The organism is Desulfogranum mediterraneum DSM 13871 (genome assembly GCF_000429965.1).
In the GTDB taxonomy this organism is placed as follows: domain Bacteria; phylum Desulfobacterota; class Desulfobulbia; order Desulfobulbales; family Desulfobulbaceae; genus Desulfogranum; species Desulfogranum mediterraneum.
This window is the reverse complement of sequence record NZ_AUCW01000007.1, coordinates 114,942-141,240: the sequence shown is the minus strand read 5'-3', so window position 1 is coordinate 141,240 and position 26,299 is coordinate 114,942. Positions and strand designations below refer to the sequence as shown.

General features: G+C 59.4%; 21 protein-coding genes. 14 read left to right on the top strand and 7 right to left on the bottom strand.

Annotation, left to right across the window (positions count from 1 at the left end):
• Positions 1–54 precede the first annotated feature (54 nt).
• From clpS to G494_RS21755, 3 genes are all read right to left on the bottom strand, one after another.
• A complete protein-coding gene (gene clpS, locus G494_RS0103750) occupies positions 55–372 on the bottom strand; it encodes an ATP-dependent Clp protease adapter ClpS (protein WP_028583459.1) in 318 nt (105 codons plus the stop codon).
• Between the two features lie 195 nt (positions 373–567).
• Positions 568–1,923: a DNA polymerase III subunit delta gene (gene holA, locus G494_RS0103745; RefSeq protein ID WP_028583458.1), complete on the bottom strand. Its 1,356-nt coding sequence runs from the start codon at positions 1,921–1,923 to the stop codon at positions 568–570.
• A 5-nt stretch (positions 1,924–1,928) separates the two neighbouring features.
• Positions 1,929–4,427, bottom strand: a complete 2,499-nt coding sequence (locus G494_RS21755; RefSeq protein WP_051305350.1) for a hypothetical protein — start codon at positions 4,425–4,427, stop codon at positions 1,929–1,931.
• On the opposite strand from G494_RS21755, the gene G494_RS0103735 reads away from it, so the two are divergent.
• From G494_RS0103735 to G494_RS0103720, 4 genes are read left to right on the top strand one after another with little or no spacing between them, the layout of a single operon-like run.
• The gene (locus tag G494_RS0103735; protein WP_232362472.1) at positions 4,413–5,345 is read left to right on the top strand and encodes a DMT family transporter; all 933 of its coding nucleotides are present in this window, start codon (positions 4,413–4,415) and stop codon (positions 5,343–5,345) included. The two genes, G494_RS21755 and G494_RS0103735, sit on opposite strands and share 15 nt — an antisense overlap.
• A gap of 22 nt (positions 5,346–5,367) precedes the next feature.
• Positions 5,368–5,568, top strand: coding sequence for a DUF2905 domain-containing protein (locus G494_RS0103730; protein WP_028583456.1), 201 nt, complete (start codon positions 5,368–5,370; stop codon positions 5,566–5,568).
• The gene (locus G494_RS0103725; protein WP_051305348.1) at positions 5,568–6,389 is read left to right on the top strand and encodes a hypothetical protein; all 822 of its coding nucleotides are present in this window, start codon (positions 5,568–5,570) and stop codon (positions 6,387–6,389) included. Before G494_RS0103730 ends, G494_RS0103725 begins: the two co-directional genes overlap by 1 nt.
• Entirely contained in the window at positions 6,386–7,045 is a 660-nt protein-coding gene (locus G494_RS0103720; RefSeq protein WP_028583454.1) for an RluA family pseudouridine synthase, read from the top strand. Before G494_RS0103725 ends, G494_RS0103720 begins: the two co-directional genes overlap by 4 nt.
• Positions 7,046–7,213: 168 nt before the next feature.
• On the opposite strand, the gene G494_RS0103715 is transcribed toward G494_RS0103720, so the two are convergent.
• The 3 genes from G494_RS0103715 to G494_RS25070 form a co-directional block, all read right to left on the bottom strand.
• Entirely contained in the window at positions 7,214–8,191 is a 978-nt protein-coding gene (locus tag G494_RS0103715; RefSeq protein ID WP_028583453.1) for a malate dehydrogenase, read from the bottom strand.
• Positions 8,192–8,594: 403 nt separating this feature from the next.
• Complete coding sequence (locus G494_RS0103705; RefSeq protein ID WP_028583452.1) at positions 8,595–10,043, bottom strand: S8 family peptidase; 1,449 nt, start codon at positions 10,041–10,043, stop codon at positions 8,595–8,597.
• 5 nt (positions 10,044–10,048) lie between these two features.
• Positions 10,049–10,585, bottom strand: a complete 537-nt coding sequence (locus tag G494_RS25070) for an NUDIX hydrolase (protein ID WP_028583451.1) — start codon at positions 10,583–10,585, stop codon at positions 10,049–10,051.
• A gap of 537 nt (positions 10,586–11,122) precedes the next feature.
• Here G494_RS25070 and G494_RS0103695 point away from each other — a divergent pair.
• The gene (locus G494_RS0103695) at positions 11,123–12,970 is read left to right on the top strand and encodes an SLC13 family permease (protein WP_028583450.1); all 1,848 of its coding nucleotides are present in this window, start codon (positions 11,123–11,125) and stop codon (positions 12,968–12,970) included.
• Here the strand turns inward: G494_RS0103695 and G494_RS21745 are convergent.
• Positions 12,939–13,703 (bottom strand): DUF6901 family protein, encoded by a 765-nt coding sequence (locus G494_RS21745; RefSeq protein WP_051305347.1) that lies wholly within the window; start codon positions 13,701–13,703, stop codon positions 12,939–12,941. The genes G494_RS0103695 and G494_RS21745 overlap by 32 nt on opposite strands.
• A 297-nt stretch (positions 13,704–14,000) precedes the next feature.
• Between G494_RS21745 and gpmI the strand changes: the two genes are divergently transcribed.
• The 9 genes from gpmI to G494_RS0103645 all read left to right on the top strand — a co-directional run bounded on the left by gpmI (position 14,001) and on the right by G494_RS0103645 (position 26,287).
• A complete protein-coding gene (gene gpmI / locus G494_RS0103685) occupies positions 14,001–15,629 on the top strand; it encodes a 2,3-bisphosphoglycerate-independent phosphoglycerate mutase (protein WP_028583449.1) in 1,629 nt (542 codons plus the stop codon).
• A 211-nt stretch (positions 15,630–15,840) separates the two neighbouring features.
• On the top strand, positions 15,841–17,901 hold the full coding sequence (locus G494_RS0103680; protein WP_028583448.1) for a serine protein kinase: 2,061 nt from the start codon (positions 15,841–15,843) through the stop codon (positions 17,899–17,901).
• 42 nt (positions 17,902–17,943) lie between these two features.
• The gene (locus G494_RS0103675; RefSeq protein WP_028583447.1) at positions 17,944–19,335 is read left to right on the top strand and encodes a DUF444 family protein; all 1,392 of its coding nucleotides are present in this window, start codon (positions 17,944–17,946) and stop codon (positions 19,333–19,335) included.
• A 27-nt stretch (positions 19,336–19,362) separates the two neighbouring features.
• Complete coding sequence (locus tag G494_RS0103670) at positions 19,363–21,003, top strand: SpoVR family protein (RefSeq protein ID WP_028583446.1); 1,641 nt, start codon at positions 19,363–19,365, stop codon at positions 21,001–21,003.
• A 19-nt stretch (positions 21,004–21,022) separates the two neighbouring features.
• Positions 21,023–23,308 (top strand): serine protein kinase PrkA, encoded by a 2,286-nt coding sequence (locus tag G494_RS0103665; RefSeq protein WP_028583445.1) that lies wholly within the window; start codon positions 21,023–21,025, stop codon positions 23,306–23,308.
• Positions 23,309–23,476: 168 nt separating this feature from the next.
• Positions 23,477–23,743: a hypothetical protein gene (locus G494_RS0103660; RefSeq protein WP_028583444.1), complete on the top strand. Its 267-nt coding sequence runs from the start codon at positions 23,477–23,479 to the stop codon at positions 23,741–23,743.
• Positions 23,744–23,760: 17 nt separating this feature from the next.
• Positions 23,761–24,102: a hypothetical protein gene (locus tag G494_RS0103655; protein WP_028583443.1), complete on the top strand. Its 342-nt coding sequence runs from the start codon at positions 23,761–23,763 to the stop codon at positions 24,100–24,102.
• Positions 24,103–24,207: 105 nt separating this feature from the next.
• Complete coding sequence (locus G494_RS0103650) at positions 24,208–24,759, top strand: hypothetical protein (RefSeq protein ID WP_161629931.1); 552 nt, start codon at positions 24,208–24,210, stop codon at positions 24,757–24,759.
• A 220-nt stretch (positions 24,760–24,979) separates the two neighbouring features.
• Complete coding sequence (locus G494_RS0103645; protein ID WP_028583441.1) at positions 24,980–26,287, top strand: anaerobic C4-dicarboxylate transporter; 1,308 nt, start codon at positions 24,980–24,982, stop codon at positions 26,285–26,287.
• Positions 26,288–26,299: the final 12 nt, after the last annotated feature.

The window sequence follows — 26,299 nt, the reverse complement described above, 5'->3', positions numbered from 1 at the left end:
AAGGGGGAAGGGGTGCGTGGCCTCGGACCAGGCTCCCCGGGCCTCCCTGGAGTGTTAGCAATTCTTTTCCAGAGAACATTTCAGCGGGTATTGATTACTCTTGGCCAGGCGATGCACCTGGGCGATCTTTGTTTCTCCGATTTCGCGGGTATAGACGCCGGCAATGCCCATCCCCTGATGGTGCACATCGAGCATGATTTGGGTGGCTTCGGTGCTGTCTTTGTTAAAAATGGTTTCCAGGATCATTACCACAAAATCCATGGTGGTATAGTCGTCGTTGTGTAAGAGCACCTTGTAGAGAGGTGGTTCCTCTAAGGCGTCCCTGTCCCTGGTGAGGAGCTCTTCCTGCAGGTTGCTGTCTTCCTTGGTCATCGGTTGCTGTCAGGCCTGTGTTCTATGGATTGGGTTGAAAGGTGATGGCGCGTTCAAGGGCGTGGCTGGCGGATGGGCACAGGAGGTGCTCTCCCTCTACCCCCCTGCTACTGTGGTCTTGGCCCCCTTGACTATTATCTGTATTGTAATGCTCCCTGGTAAATTTTCAAGGTGCCATTGGGGGTGCTGGCTCCTTCACTCCTGTCGGGAAAGCATGGAGATCAGAAGGTGTTGGAGCACTGTCTGAGCGCTAACCGGGGAACCTTTGAGGCGTAATTCCGCCTGGAGCAGGAGGCGCATCCACTGTTGGAGCTGTCTGGAGGAGTAGCGGGCCGCGGTCTTGAACTGCATGTAGAGGGCATAGGGATGACCGGCCAGCTCTTTTTTCCAGGTTTCCTCCTCTTTGAGCAGGGGCAGACACTGCTGTTGAAAGACCTGGGCCGACATGGACGGGCTGTAGCCGTAGCGCGGTTGATCCTGGAGTGCCCGGAAGAGCAGCAGCGAGCGGGTCAGGTTGCGCAGGGTGGCGATCAGGGCCAGGGGGTGGATGCCGCCTGCCTGGAGCCGTTCGGCAATGGCCAGGAGTTGGCCTGGATTCTGCTGGGTCAGGGCCGTGGTGAGCTCAAAGATGGCCTCCTGACGGGTCCTGCCCACCAGGGCATCCAGGTCTTCTGCTTCGACCTGGCGACGCTCACCCAGGGAGAGGATCACCTTCTCCAGTTCCATGACCACGGCAACCGGGTGGAATCCGACTCGTTCCATCAAGCGCTCGCCAACCTGGGGCGCCATGCTCTTGCCATGGGTCTGCAAGGTCTCTCTGATCAGCCCCAGGAGCACCGCCTTCTGACTTTTCTGGGCCTTGGCCGAGGCACCGCCCTCCACACTGAGATCGATGATGGTATGGTGCTCTTTGAGGAACTTGTAGAATTTCTTGCGCTTATCCACCTCTTCGCACACCAGGATCAGGGTGGTGGCGGCCGGCAGCTTGTGCTGGAGGCAGTCGCTCAGCAGGGCCACCGGATCCTGTTGGGGCGGCTTGGCGGCAAAGCTGCCCATGGCGGCCAGCACCGGGGTGGTCCAGGAGAGATCCTCGCCGGGCTTGGTAAAAGCGAAGAGACGCTGCCATTCAGCGGCGGAGAGCTCCACCAGCAGGTTCGGGGGATCGGGTTGTTCCAACTGGCCGATCTGCAGGAAGTTGCGCAGGGCCTGGCTCAGCTGTTTGGCCTTGTTGGCGGCATGGGCCTTGACTGCCCGGTTCCAGATGTTTTCGGCGATGGCCTTGGAGTGAAAGATCCGGGTGTCGCTGACCCGGTAGACCTGTCTGCCGGGCAGCAGGCTGTAGCTCTGCAACTTACTGACCAGGGTGGTGATCTCCTCCTGCTCGCCATCGATGGGATGGACGGTTCCGCTGGGCTGGATCAGCCGTTGTTCCAGCTTCTTGACCGCATCCTGACAGAGAAAGCGTTCGCCAAAGACGAGAAAGACCTGGGACTGGAGTGGCTCTGTCCCTTCCAGGAGGGCGGCGAGGGAGTCGCGGGTATGGACCGGCATGGTGCTTATCCTTGCTGAGAGTGCGGGGACCGGTGTCGGGCCGTCTGAGCGGCCTCCCGGTTCTGCTGGTTGACGATTTTATGGAGCAGGGAGGTCAGGGAGCCTGGTTGGAGGTAGTCCCGGCCTCGGCCTGACCGGAAGATGAGTGCAGACTGTCGGGCCACCTCCACCCAGGAGAGCTCCTCACTGCTCCGGGCGACCAGTTCCAGGAGGAAGATGTTGTAGGGGTTGTTGATGGCGGCCAGGCCGGTGCCCATGGTGGCCAGAATGTCCACCGAACCGGCAAAGAGGTGGTTGAGGGCCGTATAGGCCCGGACCCCGCCGCAGGAACCAAGGCTGAGGAAGCGTTGCTTGGCCTGGATCAGCTCTTGGGGAAGCCTGCCCTCTTCCCTCAGGGCGGTGATCGGAGCGATCAGCTGTTCCTGGCGCCAGTAGCTGTGGCCACGCTGGATCAGCATCTCATAGCCCTGGCGGAAGTAGTCCAGGAGCAGGGCCTGCTGGGCCTGGGGGGAGGTGTAGACCGAGAGGAGATGGTGGATAGTGACCTGGTTGATGGTGCGGCTGCAGACAAGGGTTCCCTGGTGGCGCTGCAGCTGCTCAAAGAGGGCGCCGATCCCGCCAGGCCGGTCCGAGGCGGCGAGGTCCAGGGCTGAACGGTAGGCCTTGGTTGTTGGTCGGGGACCTTCCCCGGTGTGCAGGCTGTAGCCATTGGCTCTGAGGAGCTTGACAAAGGAGGTAAAGGAGCGGCGGCCGTCGTCATCGGGGTAGAAGAGTGACAGGGAGCAGAGTCGGCCATCAACCTTCCATTGGCCAAAGGGGGTCCGGAAGTAGGGGGCCAGGGCTGTGATCCCTGAGAACCTTGTGGTCGCTGTCAGGCCCCTGATGGCCTGGCTGTCGCTGGCGCTGAGCAGTTCGGGGTGATACTGTTGATAGTACTGGACGATCACCGCGATGAGCCGGCCGATTTCCGCCGGAGCCCGGCGGCCGGCAGCGAGCATCTTGTCCAGCATAAAGGAGCGGGCCTGGGGCTCCAGCACCTGCCAGAGGGGAAGCATGGTCGCGGAGAAGAGCAGCAGGGCGTCCTGGTCGCGAAAGGCCGAACAGGCCACCAGCTCCAGGACCTGTTGCTGGCGCTGGTGCTCCTTGGGGAAAAAGCTGTGGAGCTTGCCCTTTTGGGCGCAGCTGGTGATAAAGTCGGCCACCAGGAGTTCAGCAGGGTCCACGCTACGCAGAAAGTAGAGCAGGTCGCCGGCGAAGCGCTGGCTGATCCGCTCCAGCAGCACCGGCACCAGGACATCACGAAACGAGGAGTCATAGAGCTCACTGCCCCGGGCCAGGAGGGCATAGAGGTTGGCTGAGCTGAGGGTCGCGGCCAGCTGGTGGCGCTCAGCCGCCGTGGCCTGGCGGAGCAGGCGAACCAACTCCCTGGACGACCCGGCCCGGAGTGCCTCGCTCCAGGCCGGAGCGAAGCGGTCCCTGGTCTGGGGGGAGAGCCGTTCTAAACGCCGGCCCAGGGACTGGGGCGAGGCGCTGTGCAGACTGCGGCTGGAGAGTTCCCTGCCAAAGCGGTCGGTGACCGTATGGAGATCGTTGATCTTGCGGATAAGGGCAGGGGCTGCGGCGGAGAAGGCCTGGAGCAGTACACCCTTCTGGGATCGGTCAAAGCGGGAGAGCTGTTCTTCCTGGATCGTCGGAGGCAGGGTCAGGAAGGCGACCAGCCAGTCCCAGGCCTGTTGAGGCGAGCTCGAGGCTGCGGCAAAGAGCGCGGCTCCGTTCCAGGCATCCTCATGGCGCAGCCGGACCAACAGGGGCAGGGCCTCCAGCATGGTTGCCGCTTCCATGGCCGGGATCCGGGCAAAGGCCTTGGCGCAGAGGGCCTGGTCGGGACGGAGTCGGCTGATGGTGAGCAGGGAGGCGGTGAAGCTGCGGGCGCTCATCCCCTCAAGCAGGACCAGCTCTTGGACGGCCTGGTTGACCGCCGGCTCCAGGGTGTTGAGCAGGTCGACCAGGTGCAGGGCATACCCCGGGGTGATCCCGGCCAAGCCGAGGGTGGCGCGAAAGGCCTGGGCAGCTTCCGGGGTGAGGCTCTGGATCCGTGGCAACCCCTCCAGGGCCTGCTCAACCTCGACGCCTTCCAGGGCGGTCCACTGTTCAAAAGAGAGCAGCTGTTCATAGCTGAGAGGGTGGTTGATCAGCAGGGACCAGGCCCGTTGACAGTGCGCGAAGCTGAGCGCAGGCAGGCGGCAGAGGCTGCGGAAAGCGCGTTGGCTGGTATAATTCAGCCCCTTTAATATTTCTTGTCCATAGGCGATCTGCTCACTGGTCAGGCAGCTGTTTCTCTGGTATAGACTGACGGTCTGGTGCAGACTGGTCTGCTCCAGGTTCAGGGGGGCAGCCGCTGCTGCCCCGGGAGAGGCACTGCACAGCATCAGGATGGCCAGCACGGCCAGGCAGTGCCGGTAGAGACAACGACCAAGATAGGATCTGCGATGAAGGTGCGGCATAGAGGGAGTGAACAATCGATGATCTCTGCTCAGGGGCGATATCTCCCGACCCTGGCCATGTTGACGGCCATGGCCCTCTGGGGGAGTTCCTTTGTGGCCATGAAATATTCCTTTTTTGAACTCAATCCCCTGGTGGTGGTCCTGGGGCGTCTGCTGGTTGCTTCACTCTGTTTTCTTCCCTTTCTGGGGGCATTTGTCAAGGTACCGCTCAGGCGGCACCATCTTTTGCCCATGTTGGGGATGGCCCTGTGTGAGCCCTGCCTCTATTTTCTTTTTGAGGCCGCAGCCCTGCAGCAGACCTCGGCCTCCCAGGCCTCGATGATCACCACCATGCTGCCCCTCTTGGTGGCGCTGACCGCCGGCCTCTTCCTGGGGGAACATGTTTCCGGGAAAACCATCCTCGGCTTTTTCCTGGCCGCCTTGGGTGCCCTCTGGCTCACCTTTGCCGGCACCAGCACCGAGCAGGCGCCCAATCCGGTGCTGGGCAACTTCTTAGAGTTTATGGCCATGGTCTGTGCCACAGGATACATTATTCTGATGAAATATTTAAGCAGAGATCTGCCTCCTTTTTTTCTGACTGCAGTCCAGTGTTTTGTCGGGGCCCTCTTTTTCCTGCCCGTGTTGCTGCTCCCCCAGGTGGAGCTGCCCTCCACCCTGCCCCTGAGCGGCTTGACGATCATCCTCTATCTGGGTACCTTTGTCAGTGTGGGCGCCTACGGGCTCTATAACTTCGGGATCAGTCGGATTCCGGCCAGCCAGGCCTCTTCCTTCATCAATCTGATACCGGTTTTCTCGGTGGTGCTCGGCTTCCTCTGTCTGGGCGAGCGCTTGAGCTTCTGGCAGCTGCTGGCCTCGGTTCTGGTCTTCTGCGGGGTTATCCTCAGTCAGGATCGGCAGCCGCAGGCTGCAGCCGGTTGAACGCGAAAAGGGGTGGATAACAATGAAGAGATGGTTGATAGGCCTGGGCCTGCTCTGCCTGGTCCTCGGCATGGGCTGGCCCTGGCTCAAAGAGTTTCCCCTGGGACGCCTGCCCGGCGACATCACCGTGGTTCGTGGAAACCTGCGTTTCTATCTGCCCCTGACCAGCTCGATCCTGGTCAGCGGGGTGGTGAGTCTGATCCTCTGGTTGCTGAACAGGTAATGAAGGGCAGAGTCCGGAGCGCCTCTGCTCCCTCATCATCGGCAGGGCAGGGGGCAGGGCTGTTGAGTCCTCTGGGGTCGAAGCTGTCCACCCGGGGCTACTGCGCGCGCTGCGGCCAGGTGCACAGCCTGCCCCAGGGACCGGCCCGAACAGCGGCCCAGCTCCTGATGACCCGGCTGGAGGAGCACGGTTGCCTGGACTGGCAGCTGCCGCTGGCCCGGCGCCGGCCCCAGTGCCGTACCGACTATCTCCTTGGCCCTGCCCGGGGCAAGATGTTCGGGGTGCTGGTTGGCCTGGATGGTGAGGACCGGGAGGTCTGCCTCTCTGCCTTTTCCGGACAGTACAACGGCCTCTGGTCCGTGGAGGGCTGGGTGGAGCCGGTCTTTGCTCCCCAGGCCTTCCAGGCATTGACCCGGGTGCAGGAGCAGGAGATCAAGGCCATGGGCCGGGAACTGGCCCAGTTGGCGCCAGACAGCCTCCCGTATCGTCGGCTCAGGGCCCGGCGAAAAAGACACTCCCAACGGCTGATGAGCCAGATCCACCAGCTCTATCGCCTGACCAACCTGCGCGGGGTAAGCGCCCAGCTCACCGAGGTCTTCAGCTCCTCCGGCGCCCCTCCGGCAGGAACCGCTGACTGCTGTGCCCCCAAGCTGCTCCACCATGCCGCGATCCGCAAGATTCGGCCCACCGGCCTGGCCGAATTCTACTGGGGCCGGGAAAATCGGGCCCAGACCCGCAGCCAGGGCATCTTTTATCCGCCCTGCCCGGAGAAGTGTGCACCGATCCTGGGCTTTCTCCTCTGCGGGGTAGAGGGGCCATGAGCGCTGTGGGGGAGTTGGAGATCCTCTACCGGGAACCGGGCTTTGTGGTGGTGAGTAAACCAGGGGGGCTGCTGGCCGTCCCCGGTCGGGGAGCGGATAAGCAGGATTGCGTGGTCAGCCGGGTGCGCACCCTCTTTCCCCATGCCATTGCCCAGCCTTCGGTTCATCGGCTGGACATGGCCACCTCCGGCCTGATGGTGCTGGGGCTGAGCAAGTCGGTTCACCGCCATCTCTCCATGCAGTTTGCCGCCCGCTCGGTGGTCAAGCGCTATCTGGCGGTGATCGAGGGACAGCCTGGGACCGAGGCAGGTGTTATTCGGCTTCGTTTCCGGCTCGATCCGGAGAATCGACCCCATCAGGTCTACGATCCGGAGCAGGGGAAGCTGGGGGTCAGCCACTGGCGGCTATTGGGTCTTCAGGGAGAGCGGGCCGTGCTGGAACTCTTTCCCCAGACCGGTCGGACCCATCAACTCCGGCTCCATACCAGTCATCCCCTGGGGCTCGCCGCTCCCATTGTCGGCGATCCGCTTTACGGGACCGGCAGGGAGGGCGACCGGCTGCTGCTCCACGCGGCCGGGCTCCAGTTTCTTCATCCAGAGAGTGAAGAGCCGCTCTGTTTTTTTTCCCCACCTCCCTTCAGGGTGGATTGCCTCTGACAGCCGGCCTCTCCTGCCGCTAGATCGGTCGCCGCGACAGGAGGGGGCATAAAAAAAGGGGATGCCTTAAAGGCATCCCCTGGTCAAGCGATCTTGCGTTCAGTCCGGCTGGGAATCTGCTCTTTGAGCACTCCCTAAGCCGGGCTGAAGCGCTGTCCGGCCGGCGGCCTACAGCAGGTGCTTGATGGCTTCCCGCTCACCGGTCAGCTCGGCTTCGGTTTCCTTCATCCGCTCACGGCTGAAATCGCTGATCTCCAGACCTTCAACGATCTTCCACTCGCCGTTCTCGGTGGTGATGGCAAAGGAGTAGATGATGTCTTCGTCGATACCGTAGGGGTTACCGGCGCTGTAGACACCCATGCTTACCCACTGGCCGTTGCTGCCCTGGGCCCAGCTTCTCATGTGGTCAACTGCGGCAGAGGCGGCAGAGGCGGCAGAGGAGGCGCCACGGGCCTTGATGATGGCGGCACCACGCTGCTGGACGGTGGGGATGAAGTTATCGACGTTCCACTCGTCATCCACCAGGCCCTTGGCAGCTGCACCCTTAACGGTGGCATAGCTGATGTCCGGGTACTGGGTGGCGGAGTGGTTACCCCAGACAACCATCTTCTCGATGTCGGTGGAGTGGGCCTCGGTCTTCTCAGCCAGCTGAGACATGGCACGGTTGTGGTCCAGACGCATCATGGCGGTGATGTTGCGTGGGTTGAGATCCGGGGCGTTCTTCAGGGTGATCAGGGCGTTGGTGTTGGCAGGGTTGCCTACCACCAGGACCTTGACGTCGCGGCTGGCGTTATCGTTGAGCGCCTTACCCTGGGCGGAGAAGATCTGGGCATTGGCTTCCAGCAGGTCGGCACGCTCCATTCCCGGTCCACGGGGACGGGCGCCAACCAGGATGGCGTAATCGGTATCCTTGAAGGCGACATTGGCATCATCACTGGCCACAACGCCGGCTACCAGAGGGAAGGCGCAGTCGTTGAGCTCCATGACCACTCCCTTGAGGGCGTCCATTGCAGGTGGAATCTCCAGCAGCTGCAGAATAACAGGCTGATCAGGGCCAAGCATGCTGCCGCTGGCGATCCGGAAGATGATGGAGTAGCTGATCTGGCCGGCGGCGCCGGTAACGGCGACACGTACTGGTGCTTTCATGTGGTTCTCCTTACATTTTAATCTTAACAATTAGTAGACCAAAAAATGGAAACTACTGTGAAGTCAACGAAAAAAACTCCTGAGGAGGAGTGATCTCATCCTGGATCAAGGGAATACAGGGGGATGGTTGAACCGGTGAAGAAAGAGGGGCGCTTGCAGGAAACGCTGACCACGTCAGGCGGACAACAGCTCGGCTCCAGGTCGCGAACGATCGGAGCACAACAGCTGAAAACTCCCTACCACTTCTCCCTATAATAACCCGGTGTTATTGATACAGGTCAACGGTTAAAAAGTCAAGCGCTCTTTGTTGCCTGCGGTAACGTCTTGAAGTTCTGATGTTTTTCGAGGGGATGTTTTTCCGGCTCTGCCGCTCACGGGCAACACTTTGCCAGCCAGGGTGGCCTCAAGGTCTCTGCCTGAGCATGGCGCGGACCTGCTCCAGGGTGGCTCCGGGGTGGCTGGCCAGGTAGTTGGCGATCACCCCGGCGGTATGGGCCGCGGCTATGGAGGTGCCGGCAAAGAGGGCCGGTCCGGACTGTCTGTCGAGGGCAAAGGCGGCAAAACCGGGAGCCATGGTTTCCACAAAGGGGCCGTAGTTTGAGGAGGCCCACGGAGTCTGATCCGGCTGGAGGGCGCCGGTGCCGATGACCTGGGCAAAGGCGGCCGGGAAGACCGGCTTGCCCGTGGGTCGGTTGCCGGCGGCTGCCACCAGGATGAGTTGCCTGGCTGCAGCCCACTCCAGGCTGTGTTCAAGGAGCGGACTGGGGGTCTCGGTGCCCCAACTCATACTGATCACCCTGGCCTGGTTTTCCAGGGCAAAGTCCAGGGCGCGGAGCAGGCTGTAGCTGGAGGTGATCCCGTTGTCGTCAAAGACCCGGATGGCGATGATCGGGGTGCTCCGCCGTTGGCCAGGCGGCGAGCCCAGCGGAGGGACCGTGCCCGAGGCGATCAGGGCCATCTGGGTGCCGTGACCCAACCGGTCCGGGCTGGGGTTTTCCGGGGATACCGCATCGTAGCTCGCCACCAGCCAGGGGCGGCTGGCGGCCTCGGCGCTGAGCCCTGAATCCAGCACAGCCACCCGAGCCGAGCCCGTCTCTGCTGTTGCTGCAGGCGAAGGAAGGCTGATCAGGCGAGAGGCCGGAGGGGCGGCCAGGGGAAAGGCGAAATGAGGTTCTGCCGCAGCCACCAGGGGGTGCTGCCGGAGCAGTTGCAGGCTGGTCTGGCTGTCGGTTTCGCTGGCAAAGGTGATCCGGTAGATTCCGGTGGCTTGGTGGTAATCCAGGATGGTGCCCCCCTGTTCCCGGATAAGCTGGACAAAGCGCTGTGGAGAGCTTGTCGGCGAGCGGCGGAGGAGCAGCTCTCCAGCGATCTGGAGGGCACCTGTTTGAGGATTGCGGCTGGTGCGAAAGGTTCGGCCCGGTTGCACCGCCTCCATCCTCTGCTCCTGCCCAGGGGCAAAGATCCGGATCGTATGGGGGTAAAACCAGCCCTGGGGGGATTTTTCCCAGCTGACGGCCGCATTCACCGGTCGCAGCAATGCCTCTATCCCCTCTGTCAGGGGAGCGTTCTCCAGCTGCAGGGAGATCAGCGGATTGATCGCCGGGTCTGCCTGGACGGTGACGCCTGCAGCAGCCAGCTCGCGGAGGAGCCGTTGCAGGGGGACCTGGGCGGCATGAAGGCTGAGGCGGTTGCTCCCGGTCTCCAGTTTCAGCAGGGGGTGCCCGCTTCCGGCCTCTACAGGAGCCAGGGGGAAGGCCAGCCAGAGGCAGCTCACCAGGATGCAGAGCCAGAGCGGCAGAGCAGCCGCTATCCTGGGCAGACAGAGGTGGTGCTGCCGGCAGGAGATGCGCATCTGTCCTAGTGGGGCGGTTGGGTTGCGGCGGCGGTGTTCAAGGCGTAACGATCACTGATGACCATCATCAGGGCTTCAAAGGTGAAGCCCCAGACAAATCCCAAGGATGCAGGGATACAGGGGAACAGGGTCTGGGGGCAACGGGGACTCATCGGACGCCGGACGATGTTGGCATCGTCGGCAACATAGTCGAGTCGAAGCCACTCATGGGCGCTGATCTCCTTTTCCTGGAGGGTGATCTGCGGCCGATGGGGGAGTTCAAACAGGTAGGTGGTTACCGGGGTGGGGGTGCCGATATGGCTGCCTGCCTTGCGGACAGGGTACTCTTTGATCAGGGTGGTGCTCGGCAACTCGATTCCGCACTCCTCGTAGGTCTCCCTGACACAGGTGTCCAGCAGGTTGTGGTCCTGATGATCCCGGCGACCGCCAGGGAAGGCGTACTGTCCGGACCAGGGGTCCCTGGGGTTGTTGCTCCGTTTAAGGACCAGGACCTCGGGAATCGGGTCAATGGTTATGATGGTTGCAACTGCTGCTTCTCTCACGCTGGTGCCTGTTGAAGGTATTTTGGAACGTTGACTCTATACTATTAAAAATATACCAAGCAGGGAATTATGCAAACCATAAATAGATCTTTACCCTTCCGATGAACCGGGTGGTCCCTGTCTGCGGGGAGACTGCCCGGCTGGCTGGGAGCAAAAAAAAGAGGAACCCGGATGACAAATCTCCTGGAGGCGTCTATGATAAGAGGCGAGCGGCTGATCAAGACAGGCGTACCTCCAGTTGTACCTCCAACTGTGCTCTTTCAGCCAAGCCCTGCGCTCCAGCCAAGGTGATATCTGCTTGACATCCATGCTCTTCCTGGGGGAATGCCAAATGTAACGGTGTGCAAGAGGCCCCCAGCTACGATCGCTCTCCTCCTCTGGCTCCGGGCAGCGTCTGGTACAGCGGCTGGTGTCTGGATTTGTGCGGTCGGGGCGAGGTCGGCCTGGTGCCGGCAGGAGTCCTTTCCGCTCCCCCTGAGACCGGGAGCAGAGAATAAAACAGGCAAGCTGTGCAACTCGAGCCAAGGAGGAAACAGAATGGCAGCGGCTGTTCTTACCCCTGAGATGATCGTCGTCTTTGGCCTGCTGGGACTGGCCATAGTACTCTTTGTCTTTGAGCTGCTTCGGGTCGACCTGGTGGGCCTGTTGATGATGGTGCTCTTGCCCCTGAGTGGTGCGGTCAGCCCTGAGCAGGCCGTGGCCGGTCTGAGTTCCAATGCCGTGGTCTCCATCATAGCGGTGATGATCATCGGGGCCGGCCTGAACAAGACCGGGGTGATGAACAGTCTCGCTGCCCAGATTATCAAGCTGGCCGGGCAGAGTGAGACCCGGATCATGGTGCTCGTCTCCGCCACGGTGGCGGTTATCTCCAGCTTCATGCAGAATATCGGGGCTGCTGCCCTGTTTCTCCCGGCCACCATGCGGATCAGCCGTCAGCTCCATATCTCCCCGGGCCGGATCCTCATGCCCATGGGCTTTGCCGCCATTACCGGGGGCTGTCTGACCCTGCTCGGCTCAAGCCCGCTGATCATGCTCAACGACCTGATGGCCGGTTGGTGGCAGAACAACGGGGCTGCGGTGGATCACAGACCCTTTGAGCCTCTGGGCCTGCTCTCCATTACCCCCATCGGCCTGGCCCTGCTCTTGGGGGTGTTGGTCTACTTTTTGCTCTTTGCCGACCGGCTGCTGCCTGCGGAAATCTGCGGCCTTGATGAAGAGTGCATGGATAAGCGGCTGGAGGAGATCTACGGTGCTGAGGTGGGCCAGAGTCATGAGGTCCAGGTCCCTGCCGATTTTACCAGCCATTCCCTGGGAGATCTGGAACTGCGCCCCCGCTATCACCTGACCGTGGTGGGGATCGCCGCAGATGGCGGGCGCCGGAAGAATCTGGCGCCCATGCGGGATTCCCGGGTTGAGGCGGACAATAGCCTCTGGATCATCGGCTCCCGGGACAACATCGAGCAGGCGGCCAAGGATCTGGCCTGGGAGGTCAAGGAGGGGCACGATCTCTTTCTGGCGGAGAACTCACCAGAGGAGTCAGGGGTGATTGAGGGGGTGGTCATTCCCCACTCCAACCTGAGCAACCACACCATGGAGGAGCTTCAGTTCAGACGGCTCTACCAGGTCAATCCCCTGGCCATTGTCCGGCGGGACTCCATCATCATGGATGAGATCAACCTCACCAGCTTGCGCCAGGGCGACACCATCCTCCTCCAGGGCAGGTGGCAGCAGTTTCGGCTCTTGAAAGAGAAGATGGACATCGCCTTTATCGAAGATATCCGAGGGGAGGAACTCCGGCCCGAGCGGATTCGCTCTGCCCTCTTTTTTCTGCTGCTCTCCCTGGTCATGGCCCTCTTTTTCGGGGTGAAGCTCTCCATCGCCCTGCTCACCGGTGCCCTGGGGATGATTGTCAGTCGGGTCATCCGGGCGGACCGGGCCTATGAGGCGGTGGACTGGCGGACGGTCTTTCTCCTGTCCGGTCTGATCCCCCTGGGAACGGCCTTTGAAAACAGCGGGGCCGCCGCCTACCTGGCCCAGACCATCCTTACGGCCATCGGCAGCCCGGGACCGCTGCTGCTCTTGACCGTGGTCTCGCTGCTCACCGCCTTCTTCTCCCTGGTGGCCTCCAACGTGGGGGCTGCCGTGCTGATGGTGCCTTTGGGCATGAACATGGCCGCAGGGGTGGGGGGCGATCCGGTGGTGGCGGCCATGGTGGTGGGGATTTCGGCCTCCAACACCTTTATTCTGCCCACGCACCAGGTCAATGCCCTGATCATGCGGCCCGGCGGTTATCGAACCTGGGACTACATGCGCTCCGGGGCCGGGATCACCCTGCTCTACACAGCGATCCTGATCAGTTACCTGGCCATCTTTGTCTCTCTGTGAGGGGAACAGCTTCTTGGGGGTGATCGTTTTCGGAAGCAGCCTGGGGCCAGGTATAGGCTGCAAAGAGGTGGCTGAGCTCCTCCAGGGAATCGTCGATCACATAGGGCATGGCCCGGGCATAGACATCCAGGTTGAGCAGCGCGTTGACCGAGGAGTCGGATTGGGAGGCCGCCCGCAGCCGGGTGACCAGAGAACCGTTCACCAGCAGCAGTTCACGGTATTTTTTTTCCAGCTGCTGGAAGCTGTCATCGGCCCAGCCCTGGTGTTGGCGAACAAAGTACTGGGCCAGGGCATACATGGAAAAGGCACGGTAGATGGTCTCTGTCTCGCTGGCCAGGGGCAGGTGAAACCGGGCCATGGGCCGGAGAAAGACGGTGTTCGGGCAGCCGCAGCTGGCCATGACCAGCCCCATGTAGGAGGCGACGGCCCGTTGGACGGTGGTCTGCTGGCGGATCTCCCGTTCCGCAGAAGAGACCAAGATCTCTATCTGGTCATGGGAGAGGAGTCTCTCGAAGTGGGGAACCATGGTGGAGAGACTGGTGGCCACCGGGCAGTGCTCCTCCTGAAAGCTTCCAGGGCAGTTGGGGCAGCGGTGGAACTCAAGCCCGGTCCAGGAGGGCAGGTTTCTTGGTCGGGGGGTGACCAGGGCCAGGGTCTTTGGATTGAGTTGAACCGGCAGGGTGATGGTGGTATCTGGAAGGATGAACTGATAACAAATTTCGATGTTCTCCATGGGGAACTCGCCGCTGTTTATGGGGAGAGACCCTCGGGCAAGTGGGTGCCCCAGGGTGATCGAGTTATCGATATCTAGCCGTATCTTAGCAGCCAATAGTCCCCCGGACAAGCAGGAGGCTGCAGAGAGGTGTTTTTTTTTGGGGGGCGCTGCTCGCTCCGGGAGGGCGGAGCTGCCGGTGCTGTGGTGAGCAATGTCTTTTGCGGGAATACTCCCCCAGGGCAGCGGCCAGTCTGATGATGAAGTAGTGTTCCTGTGAAGGTGAAGAGCCATGATCTTGAGAAGAGGAGTAGTGATATGAAAGCAGAGCAGACCAACCGCGCGAGCGGCTATGTGCCCTTTCCCGGGCCGGTGGTAGCCGTTATCCTCGACGGGATGGGAATGGGACCCAAAGACGGCAGCGACGGAGTCCATGTGGCCCATACCCCGGTCCTGGATTCCCTGTTGGGAACCGGATTGTTTACGCCCTTAAAGGCCCATGGCCTGGCCGTGGGGCTGCCCAGTGACGGGGACATGGGCAACTCGGAGGTGGGCCATAACGCCCTGGGGGCCGGGCGGATCTTTTCCCAGGGCGCCAAGCTGGTCAACGAGGCCCTGGACAGTGGTCGGATCTTTGAAGGGGCCACCTGGGCCAGGGTCCTGGAACAGGCCAGGCAGGGCGGGGTGGTCCACTTCATCGGTATGGTCTCCGACGGCAATGTCCATAGCCATATCGATCAGCTCTTTAAGCTGATCGATCGCTGCGTCTTGGAGGGGATCACGACCGTCAGGGTCCATGGCCTGCTGGACGGCAGGGATGTGGCTGCCAAGAGCGGCCTCCACTACTTCCGGGCCCTGGAGGAGAAGCTCGCTGCGGCCTCGGTGGAGGGCAGGGATTACCGGATTGCCTCGGGCGGCGGCCGGATGGTGACCACCATGGACCGCTATAACGCCGACTGGCGCATCGTCGAGCGGGGCTGGCAGGCCCATGTCCTGGGAGAGGGCCGTTTCTTCCCCTCTGCCACTGCGGCCATCCAGACCTACTATGATGAAGATCCGGAGCAGACCGACCAGTATATGGACAGCTTTGTGATCGCGGAAGAGGGGCAGCCCGTGGGGACCATCGAGGACGGGGATGCGGTGATCCTCTTCAACTATCGGGGGGATCGGGCCGTGGAGATTTCCCGGGCCTTTGACGAGGTCGAGTTCAGGGAGTTTGACCGCCGCCGCTATCCCCGGGTCTTCTATGCCGGGATGATGCAGTATGATGGTGATGCCCGGATCCCCAACCATTACCTGGTGGAGCCGCCCGCCATCAGCGGTACCCTCGGCGAGTACCTCTGCGAACAGGGGGTCAGCTCCTATGCCATCTCAGAAACCCAGAAGTTCGGCCATGTCACCTACTTCTGGAACGGCAACCGCTCCGGTTATATCGATGAGCAGCTGGAGCGGTATGTGGAGATCCCCTCGGATCGGGTCCCCTTTGATCAGCGGCCCTGGATGAAGGCCGAAGAGATCACCGTTGCCGTGATCCAGGCCATTGCAGAGGGCCGTCATAAGTTCATCCGTCTCAACTACGCCAACGGCGACATGGTCGGGCATACCGGGGTGGAGTCCAGCGTCCGGATTGCGGTGGAGACCGTGGACCTCTGTCTGGGACGCCTGCTGGAGGCGGTGAAAAAGGCCGGCGGAATCGTGCTGGTAACCGCAGACCATGGCAATGCCGACTGCATGTGGACCGAGAAGAACGGCCAGCGGCTGCCCATGGTGGCCCATACCAGGAATCCGGTGCCCTGCGTGATCCAGGATTATAACCAGGCCAATGGCTTTGCCCTGGCTCCGGTGGAGCAGCCGGGACTGGCCAACGTGGCTGCCACCCTCTGCACCCTGCTGGGCCTGACCCCACCGGCTCACTTTGAACCCTCTCTGCTCTGCCTGGAGGCTTGAACTGCAGCCCGGCCGTTAGCCCTCACGGCCGCTTATCCCCAGGGTTCTCCCGGGGGATAAGCGGTCGGTCCCCCTCTTTTTTTCCAGGCCTTCTCGGGTCGCCTCTTTCTTTTTTTTCAATTAATCCCTTGGCATTGAATGATGTTGGGCCCATAATATAATTATATTTCAAGATTGATCTCTCACTTTTTCCGCCATAGGGGGGTATGAGATGGCAACCCGACGAAATTCTTCGCTCAGCACCCATGTTTCAGCTGTAAAGAAGGGTGAACGCGTTTTTGAAAATGCATTTCAGGCCGTCAGCCGCATGATCCTTGAGAGTCCCATTGAGAAGGTTCTGGTCAACGGGAAGAACACCTTTGACTTCACAATATTTCGTCAGGACGTGAAGCATATCGTTGGCATGTACGATGAGATCAACTCCTTTGTCTCCTTTGTCAAAGATGCCTCCGAGGGCGGCTCTTCCAAGGAGATGGCCTTTGTCCTGGTGGGGGAACCCGGCAACGGCAAGACCTTTCTGGTGGAGTACCTCTGCACCCTCTACCGGCAGTTTTTGAGTGTGCCCCAGAACCGGAAGTATACCTTTCGCTTCATCAATCTCGACCAGTTGGCCCACTACGGTCATATCCGGACCATCGAGTCCCAGATCTATGAGGATCCCATGGTCCTGGCCATGAACCTCCAGGAGAGCCGGGAAGACTCCATGGCGTTTATAGCCAGGAAGTTTCGAGCCTCGGGCAAGCAGCTGGAAGAGTGGAGCGAGAATTATCGTCCCCTGGGTGCCTGTTCCGCCTATATCTGGAATGATATCCGGGAACATACCAACGGTGATGTCGATGAGATGTTGAAGTTTATCGAGGTGGTTCCGGTGCCCCTGATGGAGAGCCTGGGCACGGTGACCGGCAAGTATCCGGCCAAGGATAAGATCACCTCCTCGGCCGTGGACCTCTTGGGTGAGGAGTCGATCCAGCGCCTGCTCCATATCTCGGACACCAACAACCCCTATCGTTTTGATCTCCGTCGAGGGGCCCTGGCCAGGGTGGCCGGCGGCGGTATCCACTTCAGCGACGAGATCTTTAAGAATAAGAAGGACCTGGTTCAGGTCTACCTGGGAATCATCCAGAACCGTTCCATCGAGATCGATGGCTACAAGTGGCCCATCGATACCCTGATCATCGCCACCAGCAACAACTCGGAGTTCAACCGCTTCCTTTCCGAGAAGGAAGAGGCCCCGATCATCGATCGCTGTCGAATCTGTTATGTCTCCCATAACACCAACTACACCCTGCAGCGGGACCTGACCAACTATGCCATCGGCAACGAGTCGAAAACCACCCTGACCGGTGATATCATGCACCAGGACCCCAACCTCAACTACAGCGCCTCGGTGGCCGTGGTCCTGACCCGTCTGCCGCGCTCGGAGAAACTGACTCCCATCGAGACCATGAAGCTGGCTGCCGGCGAGGTGGCTGGCGAGAAGAGTATCAAGACCCTCTCCGAGGTGATTGATACCCTCAACCAGGAGCATGACATCACCAAACGTTTCGGCCAGAAGGGTCTGGGCCAGCGTAACCTGGGGCGTTCGATGCAGCTGCTTTTGGAGAGCTCGGAGACCAACGAGGGGCGCTGCATGTTTGCCTACGATGTCTTCACCGCCATCGAGCGGATCATCCTGGACTATGTGAGCGAGGCCAGTGATCGCGCCAAGTTCCTCGACGATCTCAAGATCGCCAAGGGGATGTACCGGGAGCGGATCATGACCGAGATGTTCAATGCCTATATGGATGAACCCCTGGCCGTACGCAAGGATGTGCTCAACTACGTCAACATGATCATCGGCATCGATGCGGAGAACCTGGGGGCCGATAAGATGTGGAAGTATAAGAATCCCCAGACCGACGAGCTCATGGCCCTGAAGATAGATGAGCGCTACATCGATTCGGTGGAAGATTATCTGGGCCTGAAGACCAAGGAGCAGAAGGAGTCCTTCCGGACCTCGATCCGCAAGATCTATGGTCAGAAGATCTCGGTTAATCCGGATTACGATTTCATGGACAATCTGGAACTGGTCAAGGCGGTGACCGATGTCCGGCTGAAGTCGGATATCGCCGGGGCCGGCAGTCTCATCGGGGCCCTGGCCAACCGGACCAACGAGGAGAACCAGAAACTCTATGACCGGATGATTGAGACCATGCTCAATAAACTGGGCTACTGCACCACCTGTGCCCAGAAGACCATAGAGTACTTCTGTACCCAGGTGGACGAGAACTAGCCCGCCTGTGAACACCCAGTCAGCCGTAGAGGAGCAGCTCCAATGAACAGCCTCCAGAAACGCTATGCAGCGCTGAAGCAGGAGGGGGTCAGCCCCCAAGAGGAAGAACGGATCAATCAGGAGTTGGCAGCTGCCGCTCATGGGGGCGAGGCTCGGCATCATGAGCACCTCTTCGCCCCCAACCGTCTGCCCGGAATCTATGACCAGCAGGATCTGCTCTCCCTCCAGGACCAGAATGAGCCCATGGTTCCCTCCTTTGCCTCGCTCCACTCCCTTGATTATCTCCTGGAACGTGATGCCCTGCGGGAGAAGGATGGTTTTCCCCGTAAGATCCGTCTGGGTAAGATCGTCAAGCCCAGTAGGGACGGCAGTGATAAGATCGTGATCGTGCCGACCACGGTGGAGGAAAAGTTTCTCCATGATCGGGTCCGGACCCCGGGCCAGGAGGATGGTGAAGGAGAGGGAGGGGAGCAGGGAGAGGGCGGTGCCGGTGACGGGGAAGAGGGCGAGGTCATCGGAGAACAGCCGGTTCGGGAAGAGCAGGGAAGCGGCAGCGGGCCCGGCCAGGGAGAGGGCGCCAGTCATGAGGTGGATTCCAATGCCTATGATCTGGGACGGATCCTCACCGAGCAGTTCAAACTGCCCAACCTCAAGGACAAGGGCAAGAAACGTTCCCTGACCAAGTATGTCTATGACCTCACCGATAAGAACCGGGGCTTTGGTCAGTTTCTGGACAAGAAGTCTACCCTGCGGCGGATCGTCCAGTCCAATGTGGCCCTGGGGCGGATTCAGGTGGACCGCACCATTGATCCCGCAGAACTGCTCATCTCCCCCCGTGACCGGGTCTACCGCATCCTCTCCAGGGAGAAGGACTTTGAGTCCCAGGCCGTGATCTTCTTTGTCCGGGATTATTCCGGCTCCATGGGCGGGTTGCCCACCGAACTGGTGGTCAACCAGCATATCCTGCTCTACTCCTGGCTCACCTACCAGTATGAGAACCAGATTGAGACCAGGTTCATCCTCCATGACACCGAGGCCCGGGAGGTGGACAACTTCTACACCTACTACAACCTCCGGGTCGCAGGCGGCACCCAGGTGGCTGCGGCCTATGCCATGGTCAACGAGATCGTGGAGCAGGAAGAGCTGGCCAGGGACTACAACATCTATATCTTCCACGGCACCGATGGCGATGATTGGGATACCAGGGGAGAAAAGACCCTGCCTGAGCTGGAAAAGATGTTGAAGTATGCCAGCCGGGTCGGGATCACCATCGCCGAAAACACCCTGATTGCCACGGGCAAGAGTGAGGTGGAGCGCTACCTGCGCAGGTCCGGTCTCCTGGAGGAGAAGAAGGATCTGCTCCGTCTGGATGTCTTAGGACAGGAGAGTAATGAGGCGCGATTGATTGAAGGTATCAGAGAGTTAATCTCTTGACGTGTAATCTCTTGACTCCGGAGTGTCATGGAACTGATCAGCCAGCATGCAAAAAGAATCATGGAAGGGTGCAAGGAGCGGGCCCGGGAGGCCGGTCTCTCGTTTCAGGATGAGAGTCTGGAGTATATCGTCACCAACCGCGACCTGGTCGAGCTCTCGCCCAAGGTGATGATTCCCACCCTCTATGATTACTGGGTTCAGGATGTGGAGATCCTCAAGGAAAAGGGGCGCTATGAGCTCTACCCCAGCAATCCCTATGAGACGGTGATCAATACCCGTCCGCCCATCTCCTACTACAACGATAACAATCCCGACTGGCTCAACGTGATGATCTTCTATCATGTCCTGGGGCATATGGATTTTTTTCAGAACAACCTCTTTTTTCGGGATACCTGGAACTATGATTTCACCAGCAAGGCCCTCTCGGATAAGCGTCTGATCGCCAAGCTCCGTTCTGAAAAGGGGCACTGGGTCGACTATGTGATCGAATTCTCTCTGGCCATCGATAACCTGGTGGGCTACTTCAACACCCTGGGCGAGCTGGAGCGTAACTCCAGGTCCCAAAAACAGTCCCTCCTCGATTACTACTTTGATGTTTTCCTCCAGGAGAGGAGCTCGTTTACCGTGGTCAGCTATGTCAAGGAGATTGAACGCTATAACCAGCATGTCCGCGATGATCGTGCAAGGGGGGGGCGCTTGTTTCTGGAGGAGGTCAAGGTCAGGTATCCGGAGCTGGAGACCCTGCACCAGAAATCCCAGGAGCAGGAGGGAGGGCCGCAGCGTCTGGATCTGCTCCAGTTTCTGATGGAACAGTCCGAGTTTCTCCGCCGCAACGAGAATCGCTGGATGTTGACCGTCATGGAGGTCATTCGCTCCACCTCCCTCTACTTTCAGCCCCAGATCCGGACCAAGATCCTCAACGAGGGCTGGGCCAGCTACTGGCACGAGACCCTGTTCCTGAGTGATGATCGGATTTCCGGCCACGAGGTCGATTTCGCCCGGGTCAACGCCAAGGTCACCTCCCTGCCCAGGGTGGGGCTCAATCCCTATGCCCTGGGGATGCGGCTCTTCTATTACCTGGAGGAGATGGCTGACAGGGGCAAACTCAGTTTTGACTACCTCCGTCTCACCGACCGGGAAGAGCGGCGTCGCTTTGACAGCAACCTGGCCAGGGGCAAACAGTTCATCTTCTCGGTGCGGGAGAACTATGCCGACTCCATGTTCATCAGCCAGTTCATTGATCAGGACTTTGTGGATCTGCATAAGCTCTTTGTCTCCGGCAAACGGCTCAACAAGGAGCGGATGACCTGGCAGTATTACGTCAAGAGCCGCAAGGCAGAACACTATAAGAATATGGTGCTCTCCTCCCTCTACCATCCGCCCTCGATCACCATCTCAACCACAGAGGATAATACCCTGCGCCTGGATCACCTCTTTGAGGGGAAGCCCCTGGTCACGGATTTCATCGGCCCCACCATGATGGGGATTGAGTATCTCTGGGGTGGCCCGGTGGAGTTGTTCACCTCGGAGGTGGTGATCAAGAAGGGGGAGGCCAAGAAAAAGAGCGATGAGGCGGCTGAGCAGGTGGAGTGGGAACGGATACTCTACACCATGAACAAGAAGCGGTTAAACCGTAAGTCGATGAATGAAGTCCTGACTATCTGGTGAGCTGTCCAGGGGTAACGATATGCGAGATTTAAGCAAAGCCATGGCCCATCTCCAAAGGCATGAGAGCAGCTGGCAGCAGCGGCCGCTGCTCTCCTTTGGCGAGTTTTTACAGGAGGTGGTCCAGAATCCGGAACGGGTGATCAGGGATGTCTACCAGGTCTATACCGATATGGTCCAGGCCCATATCTGTGAGGGGGTGGATGAGTACAACGGTGACCCCGAGTCGATCAACTATCTGAGCTACGACTGTAACCGACTCTTTGCCGAGGGATCTGACCGCCCCTTTTTCGCTGATCGTCTCTTTGCCAACCGTTTCATGCGCCACGTCGAGTCTCTGGCGGTGGGGGCCCAGCAGAATAAGATCTATATCTTTGACGGTCCCCATGGCAGCGGTAAATCCACCTTTCTCAACAATCTGCTCCAGAAGTTTGAGGCCTATGCCAATACCCTGGAGGGGGCCCGCTATGAGGTGATCTGGCGTTTGCCTCAACCGGATATCGCCCTGGGCACCCTGCCCCTGCCGACCTCCTTTGTGGAAAAGGTGATGCAGCTGCTCCAGGATGAAGAACGCTCAGTGCTCAAGGGGGGGATGAATCCGGGGATAGTGGAACCAGACCAGGAGCGGTGGCTCAATATTCCCTGTCCCAGTCATGATAATCCCATCCTGATGATCCCCAAGGATGTGCGACCTCAATTCTTTGACGAGCTCTTTGGCAACGATGCCTTCAAGTGGCGGCTCCATGCGGAGAAGCAGTTTGAGTGGCTCTTCCGCGACGAGCCCTGTACCATCTGCACCTCGCTCTACGAGGCCCTGCTCCGTCAGTATAAGGATCCGGAAAAGGTGATGGAGTGTGTCTTTGCCCGTCCCTATATCTTCAACCGCCGTCAGGGAGAGGGGGTGTCGGTCTTTAATCCCGGGGATAAGCCGGCCAGGGATAATGTTATTCGCAACGACTATATTCAGCCCTGTCTGGATGCCCTGTTCACCGGCTCCAGGCCGGTACATTATGTCTATTCCCGCTACGCCAAGACCAACAACGGGATTCACGCCCTGATGGATATCAAATCCCATAATACCGGCAGGCTGATGGAACTCCATAACATCATCAGCGACGGAGTGCATAAGGTCGGGGATATCGAAGAGCGGGTCAACTCGCTGCTCTTTGCCCTGATGAACCCCGAGGATAAGAAGGTGCTCACCGACCTGCAGGCCCTCAGCGATCGGATCGAGTATATCAACATACCCTATGTGTTGGATTTGAAAACCGAGGTGGATATCTATCGGGCTGTCTTTGGGCGCCATATCGAGGAGAGCTTCCTGCCCCGGGTGCTCCATAACTTTGCCCGGGTAATCATCGCCACCCGGCTGACGCCGCATTCCGAGGCCATGCGGGAATGGATCAAGGAGCCGGAACACTATCAGCTCTACTGTGACAAGGATCTGCTTCTCCTGAAGATGGAGATCTTCACCGGCTATATCCCGCCCTGGCTGGATGGCAAGGATGTGGAGCGTTTTACTGCCAAGCGACGGCGAAAGATTATCCTGGACTCTGAAAAAGACGGCTGGGATGGACTTTCCGGCCGCGATTCCATCAAGATGTTTAATGAATTCTATACCCTCTATGGTCGGGAGGACAAGCTGATCGATATGACCATGCTCGGGGTCTTTTTTCGCAAATACTGTAAGGAGGATCCAGACTTTCTCCCCAAGGGCTTTCTCGATTCCCTGCTGCGGATGTACAACTATACGGTGCTCCAGGAGGTGAAAGAGTCGTTGTACTATTATAATAAGGAGCAGATCACCAGAGATATCAGCAACTACATCTTTGCGGTGAACTTCGAGCCGGGCAGCTCTGCGGTCTGTACCTACACCGGTGATCGCCTGGAGGTGGGCGAGGCCTTTTATCAGCAGGTGGAGTCGCGTCTGCTGGTGAGTGAGTCGGAGGCAGCGGATTTCAGGAACAGCATCCAGAAATCCTATACCACCGTGGCCCTGCCCCAGGAGATCATTCGCGACAATCGGGCCATCGATGAGACCAGCCTCTTTCAGCAGCTCCATGACCGTTACATCCACACCCTCAAGACCAAGGTGTTGGAACCCTTTATCGACAATGAGAACTTCCGGCGGGCGGTCAAGGATTTTGATCTGGAGGATTTCAAGACCTATGATCGGAAGATTCAAAACGATGTGACCTTTATGATTGATAATCTCCAACGCAAGTATGGCTATTCCCGCCAGGGGGCCAAGGGGATCTGCAGTTATGTCATCGATAATAACCTGACCAGGGTCTTTAACCAGGATTGAGCGGCCCCGGGGTGAGCACGGTCATGCCCCGTTTCCGGGGCAACCTTTGCCGGCAGGAGACGGATTCGACCCCGACCAGGGTCGGATCTGTCCCGGTCGGTTTTTTTGTGCTGGTTGTTTTTTTAATTGTTCTTTTAAATCAAACTGTTATAGGTTAAGGGAGGTTTTATGTGGGAGCTGAACAGTGAGGATGTGTTGTACCAGCTGAGTTTCTATGAACTCTATCGTTCCGACGGAACGCTGACCATCAAGGTTTTGGAGGCCCTGAGCGAGAGTGTCTGTAAGTATATGGCCGTCCCTTTGCTGGGCCATGCTGAAGCCGACGAGCAGTACCAGGGGAGAGGGGGGAGCCGGGAAGAGGCCCTCAACGATTGCCTGACCAAGATCAAGGATCTGACCATTGTCGGCCAACTGTTTCCCCGGACTGTGGGTTGAGGAGGGCGTTGGAGGTTATGGACGAGCAAAGGAGAAGTCGAGCCAGGATCGAGTATCTGGCAGAGGTCACCATTCGTTCTGCCCTTAAGGGGGCGGTTGTCGGTACGGTCCGGGATATCGGCCAGGAGAGTATGTATGCCTATGTGGAGCCGTTTTTTGAGCCCGAGGAGGAGGTGGCAGCCACCATCAATCTCTATGGCCGGGGGAGCCGGCTGTCCATTCAGGCGACCGCCTTGGTGATCCGAGTCGATCAGGATGGGCTTGCCCTGCGTTTTTCCTGCCCCCTGGAATGGTGGCCGGTCTTTTCCTTTTTTTCCGCCTATCAGCTGGATCGCGCCGCGCTCTCCATGGCGGGGTGAGCCGTGTCTGGGGTGGAGAGGAAAGGCCGGTTGTGACGGCTGTGGACAGGGTCGTTTGTCTAAGCGCCATAGAGTAGAGGGTATCTTGAAGAAGGGAGGTCCATTGTGAGGCAGAGAGGGCGAGGTGTCGGCAGGACGAGGTGCCGGCTGGTGATGGTGATGATGGTGATGGGCTGTAGTTGGCTGCTGAATTTTGGTCCGCCAGCTGGTTCGGGTGATGCTACGGCCATGGCTGCCGAACGATCCTTTAGCGGCAGCTGGAGTGCCAATGGCGACAAGGAGATCCTGGCCATGGGAGATGCGCGGGAGGCCGCCATCTGGCACCTCTCAGGCCATGTCAACCTGGCTGAATCCATCGCCGGCCAGAGCGATTACTGGGCACGTTGTATCGGTCTGGTGGACACGGCCACGGGTGGAGAGTTTCGCTGTCTCTGGCGGGGCCTCAACGGCCAGGAGATTTTTTTGATCCTCCAGGCCGAGCAACTCTCCCGGGAGGTGCAGGTGCATGGGGAGTTGGTCGGGGGGAGCGGGGCTGCTGCAGGTATCAGCGGCACCCTTGAGTTTCAGTGGTCAACCCTGATGATCCAACGGCGTGGCGACAAAATTTCGGTGGGCGGTTATGCCAGGGAGTTGAGCGGATCGTATCAGTTGCCCTGAATCCCCGGAGAGAGCTGCTCGGCGGGAAAAGGGTGGGCTGGTGTCGCAACGGTGACCCGGAGCAGGCGTGAACAGCAGGGACTGGATGCACAGTCCTGCCGGCCCGGGCCGTTGTCCCGGCCGCAGAAGGTGTGGTGCTGCTGCGAGCTGGGTTATGAGCCGAATTTTGAGGCCGATGATGCGGTCAGATGCTGGGAGCCTTTAAGGGCGAGGAGGATCCATGTGGATTGTTGAGCTGTTGGTGGTTTTGGTCTTTATCTGGTTGGGAGCGCGATTGGGCAGTATTGGCATCGGTTTTGCCGGCGGTTTCGGGGTGTTGTTCCTTGGCTTGGTTTTTGGCCTGAAGCCGGGAAGTATCCCCACGGATGTCATCCTGATTATCATGGGGGTTATTGCCGCAATCGCTGCCATGCAGGAGGCGGGCGGCCTGGATTATCTGGTCCGGCTTGCTGAGAAGGTGTTAAAGAAGAATCCAAAATATATCACCTTTCTGGCCCCCATGGTCACCTATGGCATGACCCTGTTTGCCGGCACTGGCCACACCGCCTTCTCAACCCTGCCTGTGATTGCCGAGGTTGCCAAGCGCGAAGGGATCAGGCCGTCCCGGCCGCTCTCCATTGCCACCGTGGCCTCGCAGATTGCCATCACCGCCTCGCCCATCTCCGCTGCAGTGGTTTTTTTCTCCAATGAACTGGAAAAAAAGGGGATCGACTATCTGCAGCTGCTGCTGATCGTCATTCCCAGTACCTTTCTGGCGGTGATGCTGGCTGCAGTGGTCACCAACTTTCTGGGCAAAGAACTCAAGGATGATCCGGTCTATCAGGAGCGGCTGGCCAAGGGCCTGGTCAGGGAGTCGTCTGCAGAGGAAGAGCGCCAGGACCTGCCCCCTGGCGCCGGACGCTCGGTGCTGATCTTTGCCCTGGCCATTGGCTGTGTCATCCTCTATGCCACCGTGATCAGTCCCACCGTGGGCCTGATCACGCATCCTGTTCTGGACCGGGAACAGGCCATCATCACCTTCATGTTGGCGGCCGCCACCCTGATTACCCTGGCCTGTAAGATCGATGCCAAAAACATCCCCAATGCCTCGACCTTTAAATCCGGGATGAGTGCCTGTATCTGTGTGCTGGGGGTGGCCTGGCTGGGGACCACCTTTGTGGCGGCTCACCTGGAGCAGATCAATGTCCTGGCTGGTAACCTGCTGGAATCCAGACCCTGGTTGCTGGCGGTGGTGCTCTTCTTTGCGGCCATGCTGCTCTATTCGCAGGCCGCCACCACCAAGGCGCTGATGCCGGCGGCCCTGGCCCTGGGGGTAAGTCCTGTTGCCGCCATTGCCTCCTTCAGTGCGGTCAGTGCACTCTTTATTCTCCCCACCTATCCCACCCTGCTGGCCGCGGTGGAGTTTGACGATACCGGCTCCACCAGAATCGGCAGGTATGTCTTTGACCATCCCTTTATTGTCCCCGGGACCCTGACGATTATTTTTGCCGTTGTCCTGGGTTTTGTCATCGCAGGGATGGTTCTCTGATTCAATCAAACC

What these genes read in the sequence shown, in the direction of transcription:
- G494_RS0103665 (WP_028583445.1), top strand. Translation starts at nt 21,023, where the DNA reads ATGCGAGATTTAAGCAAAGCCATGGCCCATCTCCAAAGGCATGAGAGC.
- G494_RS0103715 (WP_028583453.1), bottom strand. Translation starts at nt 8,191, where the DNA reads ATGAAAGCACCAGTACGTGTCGCCGTTACCGGCGCCGCCGGCCAGATC.
- clpS (WP_028583459.1), bottom strand. Translation starts at nt 372, where the DNA reads ATGACCAAGGAAGACAGCAACCTGCAGGAAGAGCTCCTCACCAGGGAC.
- G494_RS0103720 (WP_028583454.1), top strand. Translation starts at nt 6,386, where the DNA reads ATGAGCGCTGTGGGGGAGTTGGAGATCCTCTACCGGGAACCGGGCTTT.
- G494_RS0103645 (WP_028583441.1), top strand. Translation starts at nt 24,980, where the DNA reads ATGTGGATTGTTGAGCTGTTGGTGGTTTTGGTCTTTATCTGGTTGGGA.
- holA (WP_028583458.1), bottom strand. Translation starts at nt 1,923, where the DNA reads ATGCCGGTCCATACCCGCGACTCCCTCGCCGCCCTCCTGGAAGGGACA.
- G494_RS0103735 (WP_232362472.1), top strand. Translation starts at nt 4,413, where the DNA reads ATGAAGGTGCGGCATAGAGGGAGTGAACAATCGATGATCTCTGCTCAG.
- G494_RS0103705 (WP_028583452.1), bottom strand. Translation starts at nt 10,043, where the DNA reads ATGCGCATCTCCTGCCGGCAGCACCACCTCTGTCTGCCCAGGATAGCG.
- G494_RS21755 (WP_051305350.1), bottom strand. Translation starts at nt 4,427, where the DNA reads ATGCCGCACCTTCATCGCAGATCCTATCTTGGTCGTTGTCTCTACCGG.
- G494_RS0103660 (WP_028583444.1), top strand. Translation starts at nt 23,477, where the DNA reads ATGTGGGAGCTGAACAGTGAGGATGTGTTGTACCAGCTGAGTTTCTAT.
- G494_RS21745 (WP_051305347.1), bottom strand. Translation starts at nt 13,703, where the DNA reads ATGGAGAACATCGAAATTTGTTATCAGTTCATCCTTCCAGATACCACC.
- G494_RS0103675 (WP_028583447.1), top strand. Translation starts at nt 17,944, where the DNA reads ATGAACAGCCTCCAGAAACGCTATGCAGCGCTGAAGCAGGAGGGGGTC.
- G494_RS0103695 (WP_028583450.1), top strand. Translation starts at nt 11,123, where the DNA reads ATGGCAGCGGCTGTTCTTACCCCTGAGATGATCGTCGTCTTTGGCCTG.
- gpmI (WP_028583449.1), top strand. Translation starts at nt 14,001, where the DNA reads ATGAAAGCAGAGCAGACCAACCGCGCGAGCGGCTATGTGCCCTTTCCC.
- G494_RS0103725 (WP_051305348.1), top strand. Translation starts at nt 5,568, where the DNA reads ATGAAGGGCAGAGTCCGGAGCGCCTCTGCTCCCTCATCATCGGCAGGG.
- G494_RS0103680 (WP_028583448.1), top strand. Translation starts at nt 15,841, where the DNA reads ATGGCAACCCGACGAAATTCTTCGCTCAGCACCCATGTTTCAGCTGTA.
- G494_RS0103655 (WP_028583443.1), top strand. Translation starts at nt 23,761, where the DNA reads ATGGACGAGCAAAGGAGAAGTCGAGCCAGGATCGAGTATCTGGCAGAG.
- G494_RS0103670 (WP_028583446.1), top strand. Translation starts at nt 19,363, where the DNA reads ATGGAACTGATCAGCCAGCATGCAAAAAGAATCATGGAAGGGTGCAAG.
- G494_RS0103730 (WP_028583456.1), top strand. Translation starts at nt 5,368, where the DNA reads ATGAAGAGATGGTTGATAGGCCTGGGCCTGCTCTGCCTGGTCCTCGGC.